Source organism: Parabacteroides sp. AM58-2XD (assembly GCF_003463685.1).
In the GTDB taxonomy this organism is placed as follows: domain Bacteria; phylum Bacteroidota; class Bacteroidia; order Bacteroidales; family Tannerellaceae; genus Parabacteroides; species Parabacteroides segnis.
In genome coordinates, this window is record NZ_QSDP01000057.1 from 1 (window position 1) to 18,573 (window position 18,573).

Annotated in this window: 13 protein-coding genes; all 13 read right to left on the reverse strand. The window is 38.8% G+C overall.

What is annotated here, in order from left to right:
• A partial coding sequence (locus DXA15_RS14565) for a hypothetical protein (RefSeq protein ID WP_128134483.1) occupies positions 1-403 on the reverse strand: 403 nt, incomplete at its 3' end.
• A 142-nt stretch (positions 404-545) separates the two neighbouring features.
• Positions 546-2,108 carry an arylsulfatase gene (locus DXA15_RS14570; RefSeq protein ID WP_128134484.1) on the reverse strand — a complete coding sequence of 521 codons (1,563 nt, stop codon included), beginning with the start codon at positions 2,106-2,108 and terminating at the stop codon, positions 546-548.
• An 11-nt stretch (positions 2,109-2,119) separates the two neighbouring features.
• On the reverse strand, positions 2,120-3,676 hold the full coding sequence (locus tag DXA15_RS14575) for a sulfatase (RefSeq protein ID WP_128134485.1): 1,557 nt from the start codon (positions 3,674-3,676) through the stop codon (positions 2,120-2,122).
• A 158-nt stretch (positions 3,677-3,834) separates the two neighbouring features.
• Positions 3,835-4,809 carry a family 43 glycosylhydrolase gene (locus DXA15_RS14580; protein WP_128134486.1) on the reverse strand — a complete coding sequence of 325 codons (975 nt, stop codon included), beginning with the start codon at positions 4,807-4,809 and terminating at the stop codon, positions 3,835-3,837.
• 71 nt (positions 4,810-4,880) lie between these two features.
• The gene (locus DXA15_RS14585) at positions 4,881-5,327 is read right to left on the reverse strand and encodes a hypothetical protein (RefSeq protein ID WP_128134487.1); all 447 of its coding nucleotides are present in this window, start codon (positions 5,325-5,327) and stop codon (positions 4,881-4,883) included.
• Positions 5,328-5,342: 15 nt separating this feature from the next.
• Positions 5,343-7,184: a RagB/SusD family nutrient uptake outer membrane protein gene (locus tag DXA15_RS14590; RefSeq protein WP_158579668.1), complete on the reverse strand. Its 1,842-nt coding sequence runs from the start codon at positions 7,182-7,184 to the stop codon at positions 5,343-5,345.
• 19 nt (positions 7,185-7,203) lie between these two features.
• Entirely contained in the window at positions 7,204-10,506 is a 3,303-nt protein-coding gene (locus DXA15_RS14595) for a TonB-dependent receptor (RefSeq protein WP_158579669.1), read from the reverse strand.
• Between the two features lie 343 nt (positions 10,507-10,849).
• Positions 10,850-11,842 carry a FecR family protein gene (locus DXA15_RS14600; protein ID WP_128134490.1) on the reverse strand — a complete coding sequence of 331 codons (993 nt, stop codon included), beginning with the start codon at positions 11,840-11,842 and terminating at the stop codon, positions 10,850-10,852.
• Between the two features lie 140 nt (positions 11,843-11,982).
• Positions 11,983-12,543, reverse strand: a complete 561-nt coding sequence (locus DXA15_RS14605) for an RNA polymerase sigma factor (RefSeq protein ID WP_128134491.1) — start codon at positions 12,541-12,543, stop codon at positions 11,983-11,985.
• Between the two features lie 176 nt (positions 12,544-12,719).
• Positions 12,720-13,586, reverse strand: coding sequence for a DNA-directed RNA polymerase subunit alpha C-terminal domain-containing protein (locus DXA15_RS14610; RefSeq protein ID WP_128134492.1), 867 nt, complete (start codon positions 13,584-13,586; stop codon positions 12,720-12,722).
• Between the two features lie 393 nt (positions 13,587-13,979).
• Positions 13,980-14,399 (reverse strand): hypothetical protein, encoded by a 420-nt coding sequence (locus DXA15_RS26585; protein ID WP_233567290.1) that lies wholly within the window; start codon positions 14,397-14,399, stop codon positions 13,980-13,982.
• A complete protein-coding gene (locus DXA15_RS14615) occupies positions 14,339-16,195 on the reverse strand; it encodes a hypothetical protein (RefSeq protein ID WP_233567291.1) in 1,857 nt (618 codons plus the stop codon). Before DXA15_RS14615 ends, DXA15_RS26585 begins: the two co-directional genes overlap by 61 nt.
• A 33-nt stretch (positions 16,196-16,228) precedes the next feature.
• Entirely contained in the window at positions 16,229-18,571 is a 2,343-nt protein-coding gene (locus DXA15_RS14620) for a hypothetical protein (protein ID WP_128134493.1), read from the reverse strand.
• Positions 18,572-18,573 lie beyond the last annotated feature (2 nt).

An 18,573-nucleotide genomic window follows, 5' to 3' on the forward strand; every position in this document is an offset into this window, starting at 1 on the left:
GTATTTCATGATTAACGTAATTAATGTCGTCTTTTTGGAAAAAGTCAAACTGAAGTTTTCTAAAATTATTTATACCCGGACAAATTTCCTCATTCAAATAATTTAATTCTTTGTCTTGATAAATATGTCCATATACATGAGGCACATTGTCTAGCATTTCAATCAGAAAAGATAATACCTCTTCATAAGAATCGTCCACATAAATAGTTTTGATTCCAGATTTTGTTTGTAACGGATATGCCATATCCGTTATAAGAATCCAATTACGATGTCCTAGCATCATAATTTTATCCGATAATGTTTCTTTCCAAGCACTGCTGCTTTTATCTGAAACTCTATGTGGTTGGCAAGCTATCACTATAAAACAGAATGCGACACAGAGATATTTTATCACATATTTCATATACAAAATGTTTTTTTAATTTAACACATGAGTCCACTTTAAAAAGATTTTTTATCAGAAATCAACACCCTGTAGATACTCTGAGAGAGGGGGTAAAAATACTAAAATACACTTTTTAAAGTGGCTCATATATAGAATGCTTTTACAAGGGTCTTGTTCTATTTGATCGTTTCACCTTCTCCAAAGCTTTTCTTAATTCTTCTGCTATTCCGGAATTTTGCCGAATAACATTCACTGATTGATACTTATCCTCTGACAAGTTGTATAATTGACATTTCGGTGCATCTTTTCTAATTTTGCCATCCACAATATCTGAATTCACTTTTTTTGTCAGAGAAACAGCGCTAGCACCTCCTATAATATTTGATATCCCCCATTTTGCATTATTCCAACCACCACCACCTTGATTTGGAATATACACCCAATCTTTCATTCGGATGGACATATGTTCGGAAGAATTAGAAGACATTACAAAACAATCTCTAATCATTTGTTGTGGATCACCAAGCCATGCATCCAATACATTGTAGCTATCAACAGCATCGTTTTCTGATAGTTTGTAACCTGTCAACGAAGCTAATGTCGCAAACATATCTATATTAGATACCAGCTGATCAGACGTAGATGAGGGCTGGACATGATTAGGCCATTTAATGATATAAGGCACACGATGCCCACCTTCCCAAATGTCAAATTTGAATCCTAATAAATTTGCATTTATTCTATGCCCGGCTTCCCATGCGGCTTGAGCTGCCAAATTAAGCATTCCTCCATTGTCGCTGGTCACAACTATAATCGTATTATCAGATAAATGATGCTTATCTAAATAGTTGACTACTTCCCCTACCATCCAATCAAACTCTTGAACGAAGTCACCATAAAAGCCACATTCACTACTTCCTTCAAATTGCTTATTGGGAGAAAATGGATGATGGATATGAGGTGTTGCAATATACAAAAAAAATGGATTATCTTTATTCTTATCTAACCATTTCTTAGTCTTATCAACCAATGTTATAGCCATTTCATTATCTTTATATAATGAATGAGGTTTTTTAGCTCCGGAATACCTATTTCTACTTTTATTCGGATAGATTTGAGTATCCGTCACTTTAGAAATATCTGTCTCAAGAACAAACGGATCATTCGGTTCATACCCGTATACATGATGATTTTCCACAAAAACGTATGGAGGAGCACTTGTTACAAATGGAACACCGAAATAATATTCAAAACCCGACTCTAAGGGGCCTGGGCTCAGTTCCTTATTCCAATCGGTAATCTCATTGGTAAAACCTAAATGCCATTTACCGATGCAAGCAGTACGATAACCTTGCTTTTGCATCATCTCTCCGATGGTTAAAAGCCCATCTTCAATGATCAACGGACAATTCAAACTCAGGGGTCGCCACAATCCGCTTTCATTACTCCCCGACATATTCCCTCTGAAAGGATAACGCCCAGTGATAAAAGAATACCGGGAGGGCGTTGAAACCGAAGATGCCGAATGAGCATCAGTAAACAATTTCCCCTCTTTGGCTAATTGGTCAATATTAGGAGTTTTTATTAGGATTGCACCATAACAACCTAAATCACCATAGCCAAGATCATCAGCCATAATAAATACCACATTGGGCTTTTCTTGATTTGCAACACACACAAGATGTGGAACTGCAAATAATATTGAATAAATTGCTGCTTTCATTTACATTTACGTCAATTCCTATCAAACATCAAATCTTTGCCATCATTAGTAATTAGCTTTTGGTGTATTCTGGCTTTTATAGCAGTTGCTACCGGATCTAACCTCTTATTGAGCTCATTCTCAAACATAGTTAGCATATTTGAATAGGCAGGATCAAGTGCCAGATCATTCATCTCTTGGGGATCAGATTCAATATCAAATAAACTAGGCCTATCCCTTTCGTAATATATGTATTTATATTTCTTATTTACTAACATATACCACGCGCCGGGAAAACCAACTCCATGCCATTCCGAAAGGATAATACGATCTTCGGAATTCTTTTTTCCCTGAACTACCGGTAATAAACTACACCCTGGCATCTCTGGATCGGTATATTTGATATCTGCCATATCCATAATAGTAGGATACAAATCAATCAAAGCAGTAGGCATGTCAACCTTTGTTCCCTTATTTACATTCGGTCCGGCAATGATTAAAGGAACAGAAACAGACCCTTCCATTGCTGTATGCTTATTTCCCATTAAACCATGTTCGCCAAGATTATCTCCATGATCTGAGGTAAATATAATATAAGTATTTTCATACATCCCTGATTCCTTCAACTGAGTGATTATTTCACCCACCATATCATCAATGCAAGTAACCATTCCATAATAGGCTCTCAACGCTTTTTTGAAATCATTTTGATCTGGTGTAACATCAAGCCCATCCCATTTTTGAAAATATTGTAAGGCGGGATGCATATTCAAATTAGGAAAATTTGCATCATGTGGCATGGGGATATCTACTTCAGCATACATGTCGAAGTATTTTTGAGGAAGTGTATATGGCCAATGTGGCATTAGGTATCCAACATGTAACATCCAAGGTTTTCCATCTACCTTTCGTTCCTTTAAAAATTTTAAAGTTCTATCCGTAGTTGGGCGGTCTAGAGCATATTGTCCGAATTTACCTTTTTCTTTTTCAGAATAATCTTCTAACTTAAATGTTTTCACAGCTAAATGTCCCTTGGCTTTACGCTGGTTTTCCGGCAAAAAACGTTTATCGGGTTCGATAATGTTAGTTGCCTTCCTTATCATAGAATGCCATTCTTCATCAAAACCAAGCTCACCATATACGTCCGGAGAATCCATCTTTCCGAAGTGTCCTGTATAGTATCCGTTATCGGTAACCCGATGAGACCACAAAACTGCATCTTTAGGCCATGCTTGTGCATTATACCAATACTCTATTTGATGAATATATTTACCAGTCATATAAGAGGCTCTGCTTGGGCCACTGACAGGAGACGATACATATGTTCTTGTAAAATAAACTCCGTCTGCTGCCAATTTATCTATATTTGGTGTTTTAATAACAGTATTGCCACGATACCCGACTATTCCCGGATGTGCCTGATCTGTACAAATAACAAGGATATTCGCTTTTTCTTGCGCGAACAAGTTGAAACAAGAATTACAACTTAGAAACAAGAATATCACATTGACTCTACGTAATTGCAGAAAGCTACAAGTAGTTGATTCCCTATCTCCTATAAACATATTTAAAATTCTATTTTTCATCATTTCCAAATTAGATTAATTGAGTCAAAATCATTTCTCTTTTTTACAGCTTTTAGAGTGCCATATCCTAAATCCATCAATATTAATGATTATGAGGATCACACATTGTCTTACCATATACCGATGAGATAAAACATAAAAACAAGATGTCTATCAAACTCTTATTCAAATGAATATCTGACTAAATAACAGCTTTTATCTTTACTAACCATAGATACTCCCCAGGATAAATTTTCAGTTTTATTCACATCTGTCAAATCAATCCGGAAAGCACCGGGAGCATTAGGGCGATTCTTTTTTTCCACGTGCAAAGCTACTGATTGAAAATCGAGCCCATCGGTAGATTTCTCTATACTTGAAGAAAGAGATGCTAACGCATAAATACCGGATACTTCTTTCCAAATCAATACTTCATGACTGTTAGTTAGCAGCGGTTTATTATATTTCACAAAAGGACCTGTCGGTGAATCAGAAAAAGCAACTCCCATTTTCGTATTTCGAGCGCCTGTAGTTCCATCTAGAAAACATCGGCCTTTATAATATAACCAATATTTATTATCTTTATACAATAAGGCAGCATCGTCTATACGATAGCTATCAAAAGCCGTTTGATTAGAGCTTATCTGTAACACCGGTTCGTCATTCACACGCATAAATGGGCCATCAGGAGTATCTGAAACAGCTACACCGATAGCTGTAATGTCATTTTTATGATTATTTTCAAACACACCATCTGTTCGATCCGGCGTGGGACGAACTCCTGTATAATACAAATAATACTTACCATTCGTATAAATAATATTAGGTGTAAACACGGCGTGTGAATCAAAAGTTCCTTTCTTTCCTACACTCAGAATTTCACCTTTTTCTTTCCATGTATAACCTTTATCTGACGATTCGGCACACCATATTGTACCCCAATATCCGGATGATTTTCCATATACTTTCGTGTAATATACATAATGCTTATTACCCACTTTAATCACATCACTGGGATCGCGCCTTGTTATCCCTTTTTCAAAACCAATACCGGTCACATCTTGATATTGAAACTCCTTATTAGCTATTTTTTCTTGTGCAACTATAAACAAACTGAAACAGCATAGTGAAAACATGTAAAACAACTTCAATCTCATATATATTTTATTTTAAAGGGAGTAAGCATTAAAATATACTTACCCCTTGTTTGCTTCCTTTTTTGTAAATTCTATTCAATTATGATTTTCCAATCATGGGTAGTACCATCTGCAGAATAAAGACGATATTCATAGTTGAGTCCATTAATATCTTTAGCTATTCCACAGACAGGAGAACTATTTAAAGGTTCCACTTTCATCGAGCGGTGATAAATCAAAAAACCTGCCAAATCCAAATTCATACCTTTCTTCAGCTTCACATAAACTACAAATTTTTCAAGATCTACCTGTGCATTTCCTTCTGAAATAACAACTTGCCGAACTCCTTCTACCAGCCTTCCGTCATCTGTGTAATATTCTTGCATTTTAAAGTCATCTTCCACTTCCAACGTAAAAACTTGTACATTATCAATAAATGCAGTGTCACCCCATTGCGACATATCCATTTCTATACGCTGACCGCAAGAGACTAACAGACAAGCCAGCATCATCAATAAGTTTACTCTAATCTTTTTCATAATACATTATTTCAATTAGAACCAACCTGGGTTCTGGGTTAAAACTACTCCTTTTATATCTTTGTAATGATCAATTTCTGTTTGAGGTATTGACTGCAAATAATCACGGTTCGGATCAATATAATATCCACGACCATTTACAGACATATCTGGATTTTTCCAATACGGATTTATAAATTCGCCCAACACATCTATATTTTGCCCTTTTTTAAACTTTACTTGTGCTATTTTCCCATCAGTAAAACCGGCTTGCTTTAAAGCCTCTTCATCGTCAAAATAGTCTGCCATCTCCTGATAATAAGCACCGCGTGGCTTATAACCATTAATAACATCTTCCCAAATCGCCCATCTTTGTAAATCTTCAGTCCGGAAACCTTCCAACACTAATTCCACACGACGTTCACGACGAATTTCATTAACAATGTTGGACCCTGATTCATCATAGCCTTCTTTTGCCGAATATTGCACCTGCCAACTATTCACATCCGCCAAGTTCATCCGCACCATACCTACCCGATCACGAAGCAAGTTTACCGTATTATCAATATCTGTTTGAGTAATAGAACCTAACAGGGATTTAGCTTCTGCATAATTCAAGAGAGCTTCTTCATAACGAAGGATCAAATCATCGTAATCAGACACCGCTTTTGCAATTATAGATGGTACTGTCCCTTTGAAAATCCGATAACCTCCAACAGGTTGATAAATAATAGTGATAGGAGCATAAGGGGTATTGTATCCATTCGCTTCAGTTATTAGCATTTTAGGGAAAAAATCAACAATAGGGCCTCTGGCTGGGCTATAGATTATTTGATTTAGCCTTGGATCACGAGCTGCGATTAAACTTGCCTGATTTCTATAATCATAAGTAACCGATGAGATTTCTTCCGGCTTACCATCATTCATTAAACAGTCAGTAACAAATTCATGAGTCACACCTGATACAAAACCATTCATTGAAGAACATGAAGGAACATTGACAATACCCAATGAAACATCGTAATGCTTATAATAAAAGGCACTAGGTATATCTGCATAATCCTGTTTATTAAACAAATCGTAATATTCAAACCCGGAAGAACCTATATACAGATTATTTTTTTGATTAGCCATCAACTTATCACCGGCCTTTACCACTTCCTTTAAAAAATCAGAACCATCTTTACCCTCAACAGCAAAAGGGGTACCTTTTTTTCCGTGATAGTACTCCCATGTACCTTCGAATAAACCGACTCTGGTTTTCATCAAAAGCGCACACTCTTTATTGATACGTCCGGACTCTGCATTACCTTGCCCTTTCCAATCCAACAACTCGATCGCCTGATTCAAATCTTCTATGATTTTTGTTGCGATAAAATCACGAGAGGCCCGCTCCGTATACAGCTCTTCACTATCCATTCCAAGCACCTTGTCGATATAAGGAACACCACCGAATGCTTTAAGTAATGTAAAATAATGATAAGCTCGGATGTAATACGCTTCTCCAATATAATGATCTACGGAAGAATCAGACATTTTATCTTTAACGTTCAATACATAATTAACTTCTCGAATATTATCATAAGAAGTATTCCACTCAGAACTCGTAACAGAGGCTTTCCCTGTATTGGAATGTTGCATTACAGCTGAAGGGACTGTTTCATCAATATAATTATCAGTACCCGCATCAAAAGCCCATCTATTAGTAGGTAAAGATCTAGTTATTGATGGATATAGTCCATTTAGATATAATTTATAATCAGTATCACTGTTGAAGAAAGTTTCCCCGCTAAGCGCATCTTCCGGATATTGATTCAAATCCACACAAGAAGAGAGCAATCCAGTCAATAGCACACTATATATAAATATTCTTTTCATAATCATTCATTCTTATTTATTAAATACCTAATTTCAAACCAAAAGACCAAATCCTCTGAGGAGGATACGCTTCAACACCATTTTGTATATGGATAGGATCCAAGCTTTTATTCCATGATTTATTATAAATCAAACAAAGATTTTCTACACTAAAATTAAAAGCCAAAGATGAAACTCCTAAAAAAGAAAGACATTTTTGGGGTAAAGAATAACTTAAGAACACGTTTTTCACTCGCAAATGAGATAAATTAAAGACATATCTATCATTTACAACATTCAAATCATTACTGCCCACAGTTCCTTTAGCATAGAATCTTGGAAAAAACGCATTTGGATTATCCAAACTCCAATATCCGCCTAAGTCAAAATAGCTTGGAGAAAGATAATTTTGATCTCCCATCGTCATTCTGTTAGCTACATACTTTTTTTGTGAACCTACTCCATCTAACAAAACAGAAAAAGAAAAGCCTTTCCAGTCTATTGCTAAATTCAAATTATATTTATAACGAGGATAAGTATATCCTAAAAAGGATCGGTCACCTTCCGCATACCAAACACTACCTTCGCCTTGATTCACCAAACCATCTCCATTCAAATCGGCAAAAATGTAATCTCCCTGGTATTGCCAACCACTTCGCCTCATAGGATATTGGGATAATTCTTCCGCACTGGTACCTATTCCTATACCCTTTAGTCCATACAATTCTCCGAATCGTTGTCCTGCTGTCCACTGATCTCTCAAGCCTGAATTGCTACCTTCATAAGAAACGACATAGCCTATGTAATCAGACAATCCTCCTCGAACACTGTAATGCACCGGCGAATTCATCAATGTGCCCATATCTCCTTTCCATAGAACCGACAATTCCCAACCACGTGTTTCTGATACTGAATTATTTTGTTGCGGAGGAGTTGTCCCCAATACTTCTGGCAATTGTACAGCTGGTCCAATTTGATCATGCACCGTACGCTGATACCAATCATATTCTATATGTAACCTATTCTTAAATAAACCCGCCTCAAAGCCAAAACCAATAACTTGCGGTTTTGTCCAAGTCAAGTCTGAAGATAAAATCGATGGAATAGTTACATATTTGGGACGTTCCGTTCCAATAATGACAGGCAAATTAGAATTAATCCCTAACGTAGGAATATAAGTGTAATTATCTCCCGAATTATTGCCCAATTTACCAAAGGAAGCTTTCAACTTCAATCTTTCTATATATTTACCTAAGATCCAGAACTTCTCTTGTGAGATATTATAACCGGCAGAAACAGAAGGGAAAAAAGACCAACGAGTATCCGGAGAATATTTAGAGGAGGCATCATAACGACCGCTAAATTCCAACAAATACCGATTGTCATAATTATAATTGAATCGTCCAAAGTAACCTTGTGTTACCCATGTATACAGGTTATCTGTTGCTATTACCGGATTTCCTTCAGTGGTACTAATAGATAAATTCGAATGAGAAATAACGCCTGAACTTTTTGCGGAGAAAAAACGATATTTATTTAATTCTTCATTGTAACCGATCAATCCCGATAAATCATGTTTCCCAAATTGACGAGTATAAGAAAGTGTTACATTTGCACTGTGATACTCCGTATAAGAATTTGCTTTATATATAAATTCAGAAGAAGGACTTCTTCTACTGGCTTTCGGGGTTCCATCCGCATCCCAACATTCAAAGATCAATTGGGTTTGATTTTCGTCCACAGTTGTTCGCTTCCATGAATAATCAGCTTTGATACTCATTCCTTTTAATGGTGTGATTTCAGTATTAAAATTCAACAACATTTCATTCGTTAACGTTTTAAATGTGCCGGCATCTCCTTTAATATTAGGGAGGATACTAAATTCATTAGGCGAACCGTTATCATCGTAAGCAGGTAGTGTTGATGCAAAGCCTAACATTTGATACAATCCCTTATCACCATTATCCTCACTATTATTCATTATTCTAGGTCGCTCAGAATCCTGGCGATTGTAATTCATACGTGTACCCACATTTAACCATTTAGCTATCTGAGTATTTGCCTTGAAGATAGTAGTATATCGCTTCATCCAATCGACGTCGCTTTGATAGAAACCATCGTTCTTCAGATATCCTACACCTCCATAATAATTGAGTTTTTCTGTACCCCCGGAAATCCCTATGTTATGTTTGGAATTCACAACATTGTCTCTAAATGCCAATGCGAAATTATCGGTACTTCCATGAGTTTCATAAGTAGGAGCGTATTTCCCATTAGATAAAATCTCATTTGCATTGGTTATTTCGCCATTAACAAACTGTTTCAACTTTTCTAGCGTTTCTTCTGTATACACGGGATTTGAAAAGTTATTGTATAACGCATTATTTTTTTGAATTGCATAATCATAACCATTCAAAGATTCATGCAAACCTATAGGTTGAGCTACCTGTAAACTAGCATCATAAGTAATTGTCAATTTTCCTTCTTTTCCTGATTTAGTTGTAATAAGTATCACCCCATTCGGAGCACGAGAACCGTAAATAGCAGATGCAGCCGCATCTTTTAAAACCGAAATACTTTCTACATCGTTTGGATTCACAAAACGAATATCCATCGGTACATTATCGACCAACACTAAAGGTTGCTCACTTTTATTCAACCCTGTAAAACCTCGAATGTTTAAAGTCGGTTCACTTGTGGGGGAAGCTGAAGCATTAGACACGTTTAAACCAGGAACCGATGCAGTCAACATCTCAGACAGAGATTTAACAGGTCTATTTTCCAAATCATGGGTATCAACAGTTTGTACTGCAGCGGTCAAATTCACCTTCTTCTGTGTACCATAACCGACAACAATAACTTCATCTAAATTCTGCATATCTTCCTGCAGCCTGATATTCAGTACGGTTTTATTTCCGATTTCCAATTCCTGAGGCTCATAACCTATATAAGATACCAGTAAAACGGTATTATCCGGAACTTCTAATGTAAATTTACCATCAACGTCTGTTATCGTTCCTTTAGAAGAGCCTTTTATTATAATGTTGGCCCCGATTACAGGTTCACCGTTTGTATCTGTTACAGTCCCCTTAATGGACTTCTTTTTATCGACATTTGTATCAGAAAGTCCGGATTCTGAAAGTACGATCTGGTTTTCTCCTTTAATAGTATAAGATACCGATATCTGTTTAACGACCTGTCCCATTACGGTTTCAATATCCTGGTCGTCTGCCTCGACGGTAATCGGGGTGTTCATGCCAGGGAGGCCTTTCTTGTAAAAAAAGCGGTATTTACTCACCTTTTCGATTTGCTTCACCACTTCCGAAGCGGGTTTGTTCTTCATATGTATGGTTATCTGAGCGTGGATTCCCGTCAAGGGGAAGGTTAACAAGATTGTCAGAAAAACCATCTGTTTAAATAAATGCTTCATGTTACTCATTTTTCTTTTAATTAGAAATAAGATGTAGATAAAATAAATGTTTGTAACTTTGTAAGCAGAAGGGTCCCATTAAAACAGCCGGTCTCCTACATCGGCGGTATCAACACAAAGGGATTTCTGCAAAAATTGTACTGTGAGGTAGCTCTGCAAAGGGTTACCTCGCTTTTTTAATTCTTTTACTCCTTTCTCATAGGCAATATTGTTAGATTAGACATAGTAGTATATCCTGTATGGTTAACAGCTCCTGCTAAGGAATCCTTTTTTTCAGGAATACAGTATCTCCTTTATTTTCATATATAACCGAAGTTGTCAGGTTAATAATGTCGATAAAGTTTTCAAGACTGTTATTCCGGATGGTTCCTATATAGCATTCTTTCTTCAACGATTCGTCTTCTATGTATATTGTCGTATTATACAGGCGATTCATTATCCGGGTAATCTCCTCCAGCGACTCCCCGTCGAATGTAATTTCATTTTGCTGCCAAAGGGCTATGTCCTGCATATTCTCATCTGCATACTGTGAAAAACTATGGGTCAACAAATCCACTTTAACCGATTCATGCGGTTTGAGGATTGCCACATGGTCGTCATAGCTGACCCGTACGGAGCCGGAAAACAATGATGCGATAATTTTGCTATCATCTCTGTAAGCATTTATATTAAAGGCTGTCCCTAGAGCTTCCACCTGCATGCCTTTTGCCTCCACGATGAAACGTTTATCCGGATTCTTTGCAACCTCGAAATAGGCCTCTCCCACCAGTGCCACATTACGTTCTTTCATGCCGTAATCAGCCGGGTAACTGATCTTCGTATCGGAGTTCAGCCATACCTTCGTGCTGTCGGGCAAAGTGACGAAGGCCCGCTGCCCTTTTTCGGCCGATACCGTGAAATTCTGTGTCGACAGTTGTTTTTGTTTATCGTTCATACGGTAATTGAGCAAACTCAAAACAATGATAATACTAGCCACTGCAACCCGTGGCCAAACCTTCCAGAAGAAACGCGAACGTAACGGAACGACTTTGGCCGACTTTTTCTCGCCATCCAACTCCCGACTCAACCTGCGGTACATGCGTTCCTGTACGTCCCTGGGCATCTCATCCGGGCTCTCTTTCCATGCTGTCTCAAAAAGCATGAAGAATTCCTCTTTGGATGCGCACTGCCGGAACCATTCCATCAACTGCCGGTTTTCTTCTTCGGTAGTCGTACCTGCTATCAGACGGTGAAGTAATTCTATTCTCATTATTAATCCGTTTATATATTATAGTGGGATAAATATACCTACTACTTAGTCAAAAGATAAAACAGGCTCATTTTTAACTTTAGTTCACAAATAAGCTCTACTTAAAGACAAGGAATATTCAGAAAAGAGGGAAGTCGGTTTTATAAGGAAAGATAGATAAAGATAAAAACGACCGCTTTATTTCCAAGCACTTTGCGAAGTTCTTTCAGGGCCTGATAGATATGTGCTTCTACCGTACGTTCAGACAAGGATAGTTTTTTCGCAATTTCTGCATGCGACAAGTTTTCAAAACGGCTCATGATAAATACTTTCCGCCGCATTTCCGGAAAGGAAGAGATGACATTGAAAATATATTCTCGTAAGGAGTCGGCTTCAATCGCATCTTCTTCCGAACTGGAAACCAGTTTCGCATCCCTGATTTCTTCCACCGGAAGGTTTCTATGAAGGGCTTCTTCCACATATTTATAGGCTAAATTACGGGCGATGGTCGAGATATAGGCTTCAAAGTTAAGCTCAGGTAATATATTTCCACGCTTTTCCCAAATAGTCAGGAAGAGTTCCTGAACGACATCTTCAGCCAAATCTGCGTCATTCAGCAAATACAGAACGGTGTTGTATACCTTCGGACTGTATCGCCAATAGACAGTATTAAAAGCATCCCTGTCTCCCTCCTTCAGACGATATAAAAGTTCACTATCCATGTTTATACTGTAATTCTCCTCATTAAATAGCTGTCAGGTTAACAATTCGGCAAAAGATAATTATTTTTCACCTAGCAACATATCCTAATTCCGATACAAATATAAACCTATTATTATTATTACAAATAGTATTTGCCAATACATGAACCACAAAGTTATAAACAACCGGATCACAGTTATTTCTTGGAAACTGTCACATATCGTAAAAGTTCGCAATGCCCGTTGACATCCATTATTCCTTTTTTGAACAATTCGCTTTTCAACCTCTTAAACGAGACTTCTCCAAAGTTATGTAATGTTTTCAACCTTTCTATCTCTTTATTTTCTAAAATATATCTCACTAAATCTTCCAACGTATCTATATGATTATCTCTTAAGGCATTATAGGTCCTTGTATCCAAATCAAGAGAGACAGTCAATGGCTTCTTCAGCAAAAGTTGCTGGTTCTCTAATGAAATCTTTTCTCCGGCAAACTTCATTCGCAAGGCTTGCTCATCCTGCAGTTTATTTATTCTGGCATTCAATGATATAATCTTCGATTTCAGTTCCCTGATTTCCTTATCTTTCTTTTCGCTCTCATCCAGATAACTCCTAATAAATCCGGTCTGAATGCCGATATCCACCAAGGCTTCCTGAAATATGATCTTTACTTTGCGTTGTGTAATTTTCAAATGTTTTGCCACCTTTTTAATACTTATATGGGTTGCCAACGCATGGAATACGAATTTTTTGTTCTCAGAGTTAAGCAAGTTGCGCATTTCCGTTATAATAAACAGATATTCCGGAGTGAGCTTTTTAAATGATTCATATACAACATCTTTTTCAGTCACATATTTTTTGGAAGATACAGGTTGTGGCTGTGCTTCTACACGTTGTTGCTCAGGCACGGAAGGTTGTTCTTCGGGTGTTGGAGAGACAATAAGAACTTCTTCCTGCAACGTTGCGTCAGGAGCTGTAAATGCATTATTTACAAGACAAAGCTTCTGTTCTCGGGTAAAAAGAAGTTTTGCATAATCGCGTAATCTAGTTAACATACTCATCATAACATAAATAGTTTAGTTAAGTCAAAATATAAAGAATGTGATATTACTATCTCAGCCGAAATTAGAACCGGGGATAATTTATGCAAACTGAAATAAAACTTTAAAATACCTTTTTTCCATAATTATAACGGAAGGAAGTCAACGCCATGGCTTCTAAAACATTCCCCACAGGAACAAAGGTAACAGATATGATTAAAAAAACAACAGATTATGGTAAGAAAATCAATGCTAAAGATTAAAACTGCCCTATCCTCGCGAACCAGACAGCTATTTACATATTTGAATATATTGTATACTTATTTCAAATCTCCTCTCGCATCTTCTACATATACAGGGCAAATATAATATTCTAAAATCTCTTTAACGGATACGATTGGGCCTTTTCCCCATCAATCATTCGATACAATACCCAAGTATCCTTTTCCACTCCCTCTTCCAAACGCCAATCATAAGATGGTTGGTAAGCATTTTCTTTATCTCTTTCGGGAAAGCATCTGCCCGGCGGGCATCTTCCCAGGTGCGTATTGCTTTAAAAATGGCCTCTTTTTGCGGACAACTTTCCACGTCTTTCTGGCTTAACTTCAGAGCATAAGTTACTCCCCAACCCACCGACATGGCTTCGACGTGCTCATATGTCTCCACTGTAGATGTTTCCACTATCGGGAAATTTGAACCGAACGAGATCGGGAAGAAGTTAGCAAAGCATTGATCTCGGGCATCCTTCCCCTGGCTGGTGGTACTACCCCATACCCTCAATTCCGTATCATACAAATTTTTTCCGCCACCGGCATTATTGATACTTTGATAATGCATGAACCTTCGTTGAACCCTGCACCGGTGAAACGGATGTAATCCACTCCCAGTTCTTTGGCATGTTCAAACATTTTCCGCAAAAAGCGTTTTGTAGAATAATAACCATGACCGCTGTTCCAAAGAAACTCAAAACCATCAAAATCGTAATAACGGATACCATTGACTGACGCTATTTCCGCATATACCTCAGCTATTTCATCCTGAAGAGCCATATTAGGAATCACTCCGTCATAACCGTAATTCAACGTAACCTGTAACTTATAAATAGTGTCATTGGTTGAATGACTGCTTGCTTCCGTATTCCAATAACCACGGGTTACGTTCAACAGCCTGTATGGTTCTGTATCCGAAACACCTAGATAATGGATCAGTTCTTTCCCTATTTTTACCATGTTTAAGTTTTTACAATGCCCTTCCCAGCTGGCTATTTCTTCCAAGTACTTCGGATCATCCACAATGATGATTGTATCTGTGGCCGACAGATTATTCTTCAGCACCCGTTTTTGCTGGTAACACAGGCTATCGCTAGGCACAGGGCTTGCATCTTTAGTGCCTGGTGCCAACGCATTCGTTATATTGGCACGACCAACCAAGATATTCTTTTCTTTTGCTTTATCCGTAAACTCTTTATGTGACATATTCCCGCCTGCACAGGTAAAAGGTTTCTTAGAAAAATCTTTTCCATCTATATAACCTCCCACATTTCTATCCGGTCTTACGAAACCTAGATCATAAGCACTGATCGCTTTAAAACCCAACCGATCGGCGTAAGAAATGATACTATCATACTGATTCCCATAACAAATGACATCGGGTACAAAGGCTGTCGGATCTTTTACCCATTTACCATTCACTGTTGGATAAGGCAATCCTTCCGACAATACAATGTTTTGAATCACATCCATCAAAGCGATATCATCCGGGCTTCCCCAAAGAGCCACGGAAGATCCTATGAAATCCACTTCGGGTATCGGTTCCACCTCAATATGGTTCGGCTCATTGTTTATTTTGTTAGGAAGCAACGAGTAACAGACCTCCCTCGGAAGCGTCCGGTTACGGGAATGATACTGTATGAAAACACGACCTTGTTCGTCCACCATAGCCGTATTTGCCGCAACAAAACGATAGTAAGGTTCCTTATAGGCGAAGAAAGCCACATCGCTGATGCCATCTCCACCTAAAGGAATTTCCTGTCCTTCATGCAAGTTGTCCGGCAACGGATAGAGCTTCGGATCCGGACTATGGACCACATACTGTGTAGGACCGGCATCGCCTTCCACATCCGAACTGCCGCCAATCGTATTATCGTCGAGAGCCAATACACCTATCGCATAATTGACAGTGGCACTCGTATCACGTGCCACACCAATAATATCTCCGAACAAATTGGTTATATTCGTATTATAACGCCCCCACTGTACATCGTCCACTCCATTCCGAGGTGATAAATCCAGCAAAGTCATCTTTATATATTTCCCTTTCGGCTCCATCGCAATTTCTGCTACCGAACCATTTGGATAATCTACTGTCAGAATGTTTGTCTGACTGTTGAATACCGCATGGGAAGGATAATAATATTCCTTTTCCTCACTATTATATAATGACAAGACAGGAGATGGTTTATCCTCGATCGCGAACTCCCGGCAAGGAGATACCGTCGTGTTTTGCATCGAAGTGATATACCCTTTGTCATTGACTTCTATTTCAAAATAATCGGTCTTGAAATTCCAAGACCCTTTGGACGTACATCCGGTAACCAGCAAGGTTATTACAAAAAACAATATTTTCTTAAGCATAAAACTATGTTTATTTAAATGAGAAACTCTGTTTTATTGACAAGGCAACATACATTGCACGGTTTCACCCGATTTTATGTCAACCTTTTTCCAACCAAGGAAGTTATGGTATCCTAACGGCTTCTTTGCTTCTTTCGATGCTTCCGCAAAAATACTTACAGAGGCATCAAACCGCGTCGGATTGGTGATCTCCAAAGTTATACCCGACTTATCACGTTTGACTACTTTGGCTTCCACATGATCGAATACATACATTTCATCTTTGTCCGTCCGGAGGTAAATACCCGGAATTTCGATACCCATCAACATACCATTCCCTTCCGTCCAGCCATTGGATGTATGAAGGATAACACCGACAGCTCCTTTGCCATCGGCATCTGTTGTCTGGATACGTTCCATCGAAGAGCCCGGTCCCATGCCAGTGGTAGGTCTTCCCGGTGTTTCCATGACTTCCGCATGTGTATGGTTTATATCCCGGAGCAAATCCGCATACCGCCGATCGCCTGTTGCCCGGTAAATCTTAAACAAATGGTCTGCCGACATCGTACACACGCCGGGCGCCGCATGTTTGTTTTGGGTACTGGCCCATACCGCACCGGCCACATGGCCGCCTAACTTGCTAATGGTAGAGTTTACGGGGAATTGGTAATCGTATGAAAGTGTCCATGTAGCGGCTATATTGGCTACATTACGAGCCATATCCAGCCATTGTTTATCGGAAGTGGCATAATACAACGCCATCAACGACTCAGTAAAAGCGAAGTTCGACTCTGAATCGGCATCCTGCATGATATCACCGCAAGCACCGGAAGTAAATCCCAAACCGACAATTTCTCTATCATACATAAATTGGGCCGATTCTTTGGCTACCTCTAAGAATTTGGGCTCATTGAAATAACGGCTTGCCATGACCAAACCGGCTGGAACCATAGCTCCTGAAGCAGAATGGTAGATAATCACATCCCCGGTTTCCGTATTTACATAGTTCCCGAATTCTCCACACTTTTTCCAAGTATTCACAAAAGCCATAGCCAGTTTATGGATCGCTTTTTCCCATTCCGGTTTTATCTGGTCTCCATACCCTTGTTGTTTTAATAACTCGAAATGTTTTATCGACCAGAACAAGACATCGGCATTCCTGCGTACTAAAGAAGAGTTGGGTAACTCTTCGCGTTCAAAAGTAGGTATTTCACCCTTTTCATTATTCGGACCATAAAAATATCCGCTTTTACTTTGGTATTTCCCGAACGCAAAGTCGCAGGTTGCAAGAACCCGTTCGCGCGACAAAGGATCGTTCATGGCTAAAAGAGCGTATGTGTCCATCAATCCTCCTACCCATCCGACCAAATAACCATCCCCATTTCCGGTACGGTAAAAATGGCCGAAAGGTAATTCCGCCCAACGGTTCTTGTTTTTATACACTGCCGTAAGTTCCAACGTCTTGCTAAAAGGTGTCAGATTCCTTGGATGGTTCGGACCGACCAATGCCTTACGTTCATCCATAAACCGCTCGTATAAATCCTGCTTGCTATTAGCCTTGAAGCTATACACGCGAAATTTTAGGTTTATCTTGTCTCCAGACTTCCAATCAGTTCCCTTATCGCCACTTGGAGAAAAGTCGCCGAACCCGGCACGCAATTCACGTACGCCCGGTGCGCTCACGACAAATGAAGCCTCGTTTTGCGCCGCATTCTCTTCTACAAATATTCCATGATCGCCAAATTCTGAACGTTGTTCAAACAACAGGATGAATGCCCGCTTTTTGGATGGGGAGAAGAAACACATAGCGGACGTAGAGGCATTCCCGGTAAGTCCCTCTATCTTTCCCGGTATGTTCTTCGCCAAAGCCAACCGTGGATTATTGGCAAACAACTGGGTCGGGACTTCTTTATTATACAGATAATGTTTCGGATAAGGAGAGCAGTAACCATTTGTTTCTACATTGAAACGATTGCCATTGTACACATACGCCGGTATCAATACAAAATTATCCCGACTCCAGTCTTTGAAATCAAAAGCGACGGCAACGCCTCCGGATTGTAATTCGCCTTTATCCACATTAAAACAGATCTCCAAATCCAATACATCTCGATTGGGTTTTACTGGTTTCAGATCGCAACTCCATTCCGAAGTGTGCAGAGTTGCTTTCCCTTGATTGAAAACTGCTTTTTCGCGAACGACCGATCCGTCGTAGCTTACCAACATCGGCCGGAAACTACCGCCGAGTGATTTCAGGAAGGCGGTTATCTGTTTAAAATCACCAGTCTGTTCCGTATCCGGCATCCAACTTCCTTTTAAGTTGTCTTGCGCCACCACAGCTGTGGATATCAAAGTAATCGATAAAGATATCAATAATGTCAAACTATTAATTTTCATGC

Coding starts and splice junctions, on each gene's coding strand:
- DXA15_RS14580 (WP_128134486.1), bottom strand. CDS start 4,809: ATGAGATTGAAGTTGTTTTACATGTTTTCACTATGCTGTTTCAGTTTG.
- DXA15_RS14600 (WP_128134490.1), bottom strand. CDS start 11,842: ATGAGAATAGAATTACTTCACCGTCTGATAGCAGGTACGACTACCGAA.
- DXA15_RS14595 (WP_158579669.1), bottom strand. CDS start 10,506: ATGAAGAACAAACCCGCTTCGGAAGTGGTGAAGCAAATCGAAAAGGTG.
- DXA15_RS26585 (WP_233567290.1), bottom strand. CDS start 14,399: ATGCATTATCAAAGTATCAATAATGCCGGTGGCGGAAAAAATTTGTAT.
- DXA15_RS14575 (WP_128134485.1), bottom strand. CDS start 3,676: ATGATGAAAAATAGAATTTTAAATATGTTTATAGGAGATAGGGAATCA.
- DXA15_RS14570 (WP_128134484.1), bottom strand. CDS start 2,108: ATGAAAGCAGCAATTTATTCAATATTATTTGCAGTTCCACATCTTGTG.
- DXA15_RS14620 (WP_128134493.1), bottom strand. CDS start 18,571: ATGAAAATTAATAGTTTGACATTATTGATATCTTTATCGATTACTTTG.
- DXA15_RS14605 (WP_128134491.1), bottom strand. CDS start 12,543: ATGGATAGTGAACTTTTATATCGTCTGAAGGAGGGAGACAGGGATGCT.
- DXA15_RS14615 (WP_233567291.1), bottom strand. CDS start 16,195: ATGCTTAAGAAAATATTGTTTTTTGTAATAACCTTGCTGGTTACCGGA.
- DXA15_RS14610 (WP_128134492.1), bottom strand. CDS start 13,586: ATGATGAGTATGTTAACTAGATTACGCGATTATGCAAAACTTCTTTTT.
- DXA15_RS14590 (WP_158579668.1), bottom strand. CDS start 7,184: ATGAAAAGAATATTTATATATAGTGTGCTATTGACTGGATTGCTCTCT.
- DXA15_RS14585 (WP_128134487.1), bottom strand. CDS start 5,327: ATGAAAAAGATTAGAGTAAACTTATTGATGATGCTGGCTTGTCTGTTA.